Genomic DNA, 6,621 nt, shown 5'->3' on the forward strand with positions numbered 1-6,621 from the left:
CGGCAGCCCGGAGCCGTCCCGTCGGGGGTCGGGCTCGGGCAGCGGCACCGGGGTGCCGTTCGCCGACGCGGCCCGGGCCGGCACCCGTCCCGCCCAGGCGAAGGTGAGGCAGTCCTCGCCTTTGAGGAACCGCTGGCAGCGCACGCCGCCGGTGGCCCGTCCCTTGCGCGGGTACTGGTCGAACGGGGTGAGCTTCGCGGTGCCCAGCGTGTCGTCCAGGGTGCCGTGCGAGCCGGCCGCGGTGAACACGATGGCGTCCGCGGCAGGGTCGACCGCGGTGAAGGAGATGACCTTGACGCCCTCGGCCAGCTTGATGCCGGCCATACCGGCCGCCGCACGTCCCTGCGGGCGGACCTGTGCGGCCGGGAAGCGCAGCAGCTGGGCCTCGTCGGTGATGAAGACGAGATCCTCCTCGCCGGTACGCAGCTCGACCGCGCCGGCGATCCGGTCGCCCTCCTTCAGCGTGATGACTTCCAGCTCGTCCTTGTGGGCCGGGTAGTCGGGCACCACCCGCTTCACGACGCCCAGTTCGGTGCCCACCGCCAGACCGGGCGAGGACTCGTCCAGTGTGGTCAGGCAGATCAGCGACTCGCCGTCGTGCAGGGTGAGGAACTCCGACACCTCCGCGCCGCCGGAGAGGTTCGGGGGTGCGGACGTCTGCGGCAGCTGCGGCAGGTCGATCACGGTGAGCCGCAGCAGCCGCCCGGCGGAGGTGACCGCGCCGACCTGGCCGCGGGCGGTCGCCGGCACGGCGGAGACGATGACGTCGTGCCGCACCCGCTTGGCGGACTCGTCGAAGCCGTGCACGTCGGGCGAGGTGCGGGCCAGCAGTCCGGTCGAGGAGAGCAGCACCCGGCACGGGTCGTCCGGGACCTCCAACGGCACCGCCGACACCGTCGACCCGGCCGACTCCAGCAGGACCGTCCGGCGGTCGGTGGCGTACTTCTTCGACACCGCGGCCAGCTCCGAGGAGACCAGCTTGCGCAGCTCGGCGTCGGATTCGAGGATGCGCGTCAGGTCGACGATCTCGGCGTTCAGCCGGTCGCGCTCGGACTCCAGCTCCAGCCGGTCGAAGCGGGTGAGGCGGCGCAGCGGCGTGTCCAGGATGTACTGGGTCTGCACGTCGGACAGTCCGAAGCGCCCGATCAGCGCCTCCTTGGCCTGCGCGGCGTTCTCGCTGGACCGGATCAGCGCGATGACCTCGTCGATGTCGATCAGCGCGACGAGCAGGCCCTCGACGAGGTGCAGCCGGTCGCGGCGCTTGTCGCGGCGGAAGGAGCTGCGCCGGCGGACCACGTCGAAACGGTGGTCGACGTAGACCTCCAGCAGCTCCTTCAACCCGAGTGTGAGCGGCTGACCGTCCACCAGGGCCACGTTGTTGATGCCGAAGGACTCCTCCATCGGCGTCAGTTTGTAGAGCTGTTCGAGCACGGCCTCCGGGTGGAAGCCGTTCTTGATCTCGACGACCAGCCGGAGCCCGTGGGCCCGGTCGGTGAGGTCCTTGACGTCCGCGATGCCCTGGAGCTTCTTCGCGTTGACCAGGTCCTTGATCTTGGAGATGACCTTCTCCGGGCCGACGGTGAAGGGCAGTTCGGTGACCACCAGGCCCTTGCGGCGGGTGGTGACCTGCTCCACCGCGACCGTCGCGCGGATCTTGAAGGTACCGCGCCCCTTCGCGTAGGCGTCCTTGATGCCGTCGAGCCCGACGATCCGCCCACCGGTGGGCAGGTCGGGCCCGGGCACGAAGCGCATCAGCGTCTCAAGGTCGGCGCCGGGGTGCTTGATCAGGTGCCGGGCGGCGGCGATCACCTCGCCGAGGTTGTGCGGCGCCATGTTCGTCGCCATGCCGACCGCGATGCCCGAGGCGCCGTTCACCAGCAGGTTCGGGTAGGCGGCCGGCAGCGCGACCGGTTCCTGCTCGCTGCCGTCGTAGTTGGGCGCGAAGTCGACGGTGTCCTCGTCGATCGACTCGACCATCAGCCCGGCGGCGGGCGCGGTGCGGCACTCGGTGTACCGCATGGCGGCGGGCGGGTCGTCGTTGCCGAGCGAGCCGAAGTTGCCGTGCCCGTCGACCAGCGGCAACCGCATGGAGAACGGCTGCGCCATGCGGACCAGCGCGTCGTAGATGGCGCTGTCGCCGTGCGGGTGGAGCTTGCCCATCACCTCCCCGACGACGCGGGCGCACTTGACGTAGGGCCGCTCGGGGCGCAGGCCCATCTCGTGCATCTGGTACAGGATCCGCCGGTGGACCGGCTTCATCCCGTCCCGGGCGTCGGGCAGCGCACGGGAGTAGATGACCGAGTATGCGTACTCCAGGAAGGAACCCTGCATCTCGTCGACGACGTCGATGTCGAGAATGCGCTCCTCGAAGTCGTCCGGCGGCGGGGTCTTCGTACTGCGGCGGGCCATCGGGGCTGCGGCTCCTTCTGGTACGTGCGGGCGAGCTGGTCGGACGCCGACCATTGTGGACCCGGCCTCCGACAGCCGGACTCCCGACCCGAACGGTACGGGAACTTCGCGTGTGGTCCACGCGCTTGCATACAGTGAGCGGACAACACCTGCGACTGCTCAGCCCGCCAACGAAGGGACTCCACGCCCATGGGTCACACGGCCACGCCCCCACCCGCCACCGGAGGGCTGACAGCCACCGAACACCGGCTGGCCAACGGCCTGCGGGTGGTGCTCTCCGAGGATCACCAGACACCGGTGGCCGCCGTCTGCCTCTGGTACGACGTCGGTTCGCGCCACGAGGTGCCCGGCCGCACCGGGCTGGCCCACCTGTTCGAGCACCTGATGTTCCAGGGCTCGGCGCAGGTGAAGGGCAACGGCCACTTCGAGCTGGTGCAGGGCGCGGGCGGTTCGCTGAACGGCACCACCAGTTTCGAGCGCACCAACTACTTCGAGACGATGCCCGCCCACCAGCTGGAGCTCGCGCTGTGGCTGGAGGCGGACCGCATGGGCTCGCTGCTCGCCGCGCTGGACGAGGAGTCCATGGAGAACCAGCGCGACGTGGTGAAGAACGAGCGCCGCCAGCGCTACGACAACGTGCCCTACGGCACCGCGTTCGAGAAGCTCACCGCGATGGCCTACCCGGAGGGCCACCCCTACCACCACACGCCGATCGGCTCGATGGCCGACCTGGACGCCGCCTCGCTGGAGGACGCGCGGGCGTTCTTCCGCACCTACTACGCGCCGAACAACGCGGTGCTCGCCGTCGTCGGCGACATCGACCCGGAGCAGACGCTGGCGTGGGCGGAGAAGTACTTCGGCTCGATTCCCGGCCACGACGGCAAGCAGCCGCCGCGGGACGGCAGCCTGCCCGACGTCATCGGCCGTGAGGTGCGCGAGGTCGTCGAGGAGGAGGTGCCGGCCCGGGCCCTGATGGCCGCCTACCGGCTGCCGCACGACGGCACGCGGGAGTCCGACGCCGCGGACCTGGCGCTGACGGTGCTCGGCGGCGGGGAGTCATCCCGCCTCTACAACCGCCTGGTGCGTCGCGACCGGCTCGCGGTGGCGGCCGGCTTCGGCCTGCTGCGGCTCGCCGGCGCCCCCTCGCTCGGCTGGCTGGACGTGAAGACGTCCGGCGACGCGGAGGTGTCCGCCATCGAGGCGGCGATCGACGAGGAGCTGGAACGGTTCGCGGCGGAGGGGCCCAGCCCCGATGAACTGGAGCGTGCACAGGCCCAGTTGGAGCGTGAGTGGCTCGACCGGCTGGCCACCGTCGCCGGTCGGGCCGACGAACTGTGCCGGTTCGCGGTGCTGTTCGGCGACCCGCAGCTCGCGCTGACCGCGGTCCGCCGGGTGCTGGACGTCACCGCCGAGGAGATCAGGGACGTGGCGGCGGCACGCCTGCGCCGCGACAACCGGGCGGTCCTCGTCTACGAGCCCACCGCACCTGCCGACGCGTCCGACTCCTCCGACGGGACCGCCGCCGAGGCCGCCGACAACAAGAACGAAGGAGGGGCCGCGCAGTGAGCGACGCCACCCCCACGATGGACTTCCACCCGCAGCCGACCGGCGGCCGGCCGAAGCCCTGGAACTTCCCCGCCCCCGAGCGCGGTGAGCTGCCCAACGGGCTCACCGTGCTGCGCTGCGACCGCCCCGGCCAGCAGGTGGTGGCGGTCGAGGTCAACCTGGTCGCGCCGCTCGACGCGGAGCCCGCGGGACTGGACGGCGTCGCCACGGTGATGGCGCGGGCGCTCAGCGAGGGCACCGACAAGCACAGCGCGGAGGAGTTCGCCGCCGAACTGGAGCGGGCCGGCGCCACGCTGGACGCGCACGCCGACCACCCGGGCCTGCGCGTGTCGTTGGAGGTTCCCGCCTCCCGGCTCGAGCGGGCACTCGCGCTGCTCGCGGACGCGCTGCGCGCACCGGCCTTCCGGGACAGCGAGATCGAGCGGCTGGTCGCCAACCGCCTGGACGAGATCCCGCACGAGCTGGCCAATCCGGCCCGCCGTGCGGCGATCGCACTGTACGGCGCGCTGTTCCCGGCCGACTCCCGGATGTCGAGGCCGCGGCAGGGCACCCAGGAGACGGTGGCGCGCATCGACGCGGCCGCCGTGCGGGCGTTCTACGAGGCCCATGTGCGCCCGGCCACCGCGACGGTGGTGGTGGTCGGCGACTTCGCCGGCCTCGACCTCGACGCGATGCTCACCAGCACTCTCGGGGAGTGGACGGGCGCTGACGCCCAGCCGCTGCCGATGGCGCCGATCACCGCCGACGACAGCGGACGGGTCGTCATCGTCGACCGGCCGGGCTCGGTGCAGACCCAGTTGCTGATCGGGCGCATCGGCGCGGACCGGCACGACCGGGTCTGGCCCGCTCAGGTGCTCGGCACCTACTGCCTGGGCGGCACGCTCACCTCGCGGCTGGACAAGGTGCTGCGGGAGGAGAAGGGCTACACCTACGGCGTGCGGGCGTTCGGCCAGGTGCTGCGCTCGGGCCCGGAGGGCACCGGCGCGGCGCTGTCGGCCATCAGCGGTTCGGTCGCCACCGACGTCACCGGTCCTGCGCTGGCCGACCTGTGGGAGGTGCTGCGCACCCTCGCCGCGGACGGCCTGACCGACGAGGAGCGGGACGTGGCCGTGCAGAACCTGGTCGGTGTGGCGCCGCTGCGCTACGAGACGGCCGCCGCGGTCGCCGGCACGCTCGCCGACCAGGTGGAGCAGCACCTGCCGGACGACTACCAGAGCCGGCTGTACGCCCTGCTGGCGGAGACCGGCACGGTCGAGGCGAGCGCCGCCGCGGTCAACGCCTTCCCGCGCGACCGGCTGGTGACCGTTCTGGTGGGTGACGCCGCCGAGATCGCGGAGCCGGTGCGGGCGTTGGGCCTCGGTGAGGTGACGGTGGTCACCGGGCAGTAGCTCACAGCCCGTTCAGGCGGCCCTTGGTTGCAGATTCCGGCAACCAAGGGCTGCTTTATGTCCGAATTGAGGGCTTATGCCCCCCGTCTTGGTGTGGGATGGGCGACAAAGCACGAGATCTGTTTGGTACCGGCCAGATGTCCGGTTTAGCTTCGGTTCCGCTGCCCGTCAGAAGCGACCGCACCCGCGGCCGACGGACGGCGAACGCCGAGTCCCCGCGAGGGAGCCGGGGACCCACAGAAGTCCTTGGGGTGAATCGGGCCGCCGTTGTGCGCCCGTAGGAGACCTTCCTGCTCCGAACCCGTCAGCTAACCCGGTAGGCGTGAAGGAAGGAAAGGAGCACGCCTGCCATGGCGTTCAACAAGCATGCCACCGGGACGTCCGGACGACCGGGCCGTACCCTCCGCATCGGCCTAGCCGGTGCCCTCACCGTCGCCGGTATGACCAGCGCCCTCGTCAGCCCGGCCGGCGCGGCCGTCACCACCCACGACGCCGGCCTGCTGCGGGCCGTCGCCCTCGGCACCACCGTCGCCGAGCACGTCGAGGCGCAGGCGACCTCCCAGAAGACCGCCGCCGAGGCCAAGGCCGCCGAGGCCCGCAAGGCCGCGGACGACAAGCGCAAGGCCGACGAGGCCAAGCGCAAGGCCGACGAGGCGAAGCGCAAGGCGGACGAGGCCAAGCGCAAGGCCGAGGAGCGCGCCAAGGAGAGCCGCGCCCAGCAGGCCAGCGCGGCCAGGTCCGCGCCGCGCGCCAACCCCAAGGGCTTCGTCGCCCCCGTGAACGCCCCCGTCACCACCCAGTACCGCTCCGGTGGGGCCATGTGGTCCTCCGGCAGCCACAGCGGCGTGGACTTCGCGGCGGCCTCCGGTACGCCGGTCCGCTCGGTCGGCGCCGGCACGGTCGTGGAGGCCGGCTGGGGCGGCGCCTACGGCAACAACGTCGTCGTCCGGCACAGCGACGGCGGCTTCACCCAGTACGGCCACCTGTCCGCGATGGACGTCCGGATCGGCCAGGCGGTCACTTCCGGCCAGTCGATCGGCAAGGTCGGCTCCACCGGCAACTCCACCGGCCCGCACCTGCACTTCGAGGCCCGTACCTCGCCGCAGTACGGCTCGGACGTCAACCCGGTGTCCTACCTGCGCTCCAAGGGCGTCAAGATCTGATCCCCCCGCACGACTGAGCCGCCCGGCCCCCTCGCGGGAGCCGGGCCCACCGCAGCACGCAGCGGACCCCCGGCCCGACCGCCGGGGGTCCGCCG

At 71.9% G+C, this 6,621-nt stretch carries 4 protein-coding genes and 1 riboswitch; of the genes, 3 read left to right on the plus strand and 1 reads right to left on the minus strand.

Features of this window, described 5'->3' with window-relative positions:
* Positions 1 to 2,409, minus strand: a 2,409-nt coding sequence (locus tag ACYVE9_RS12185; RefSeq protein ID WP_461027817.1) for a DNA gyrase/topoisomerase IV subunit A, incomplete at its 3' end; no start/stop codon positions are given.
* 189 nt (positions 2,410 to 2,598) lie between these two features.
* On the opposite strand from ACYVE9_RS12185, the gene ACYVE9_RS12190 reads away from it, so the two are divergent.
* The 3 genes from ACYVE9_RS12190 (at position 2,599) to ACYVE9_RS12200 (ending at position 6,526) form a co-directional block, all read left to right on the plus strand.
* Positions 2,599 to 3,975, plus strand: a complete 1,377-nt coding sequence (locus ACYVE9_RS12190; RefSeq protein WP_461027818.1) for a M16 family metallopeptidase — start codon at positions 2,599 to 2,601, stop codon at positions 3,973 to 3,975.
* Positions 3,976 to 3,992: 17 nt separating this feature from the next.
* Positions 3,993 to 5,363 carry a M16 family metallopeptidase gene (locus ACYVE9_RS12195; RefSeq protein ID WP_461027820.1) on the plus strand — a complete coding sequence of 457 codons (1,371 nt, stop codon included), beginning with the start codon at positions 3,993 to 3,995 and terminating at the stop codon, positions 5,361 to 5,363.
* 195 nt (positions 5,364 to 5,558) lie between these two features.
* Positions 5,559 to 5,700: riboswitch (cyclic di-AMP (ydaO/yuaA leader) on the plus strand.
* 13 nt (positions 5,701 to 5,713) lie between these two features.
* Entirely contained in the window at positions 5,714 to 6,526 is an 813-nt protein-coding gene (locus ACYVE9_RS12200) for a M23 family metallopeptidase (RefSeq protein ID WP_461027819.1), read from the plus strand.
* Positions 6,527 to 6,621 lie beyond the last annotated feature (95 nt).

It is taken from the genome of Streptomyces sparsus, assembly GCF_054776295.1.

What these genes read in the sequence shown, in the direction of transcription:
- ACYVE9_RS12190 (WP_461027818.1), top strand. Translation starts at nt 2,599, where the DNA reads ATGGGTCACACGGCCACGCCCCCACCCGCCACCGGAGGGCTGACAGCC.
- ACYVE9_RS12200 (WP_461027819.1), top strand. Translation starts at nt 5,714, where the DNA reads ATGGCGTTCAACAAGCATGCCACCGGGACGTCCGGACGACCGGGCCGT.
- ACYVE9_RS12195 (WP_461027820.1), top strand. Translation starts at nt 3,993, where the DNA reads ATGGACTTCCACCCGCAGCCGACCGGCGGCCGGCCGAAGCCCTGGAAC.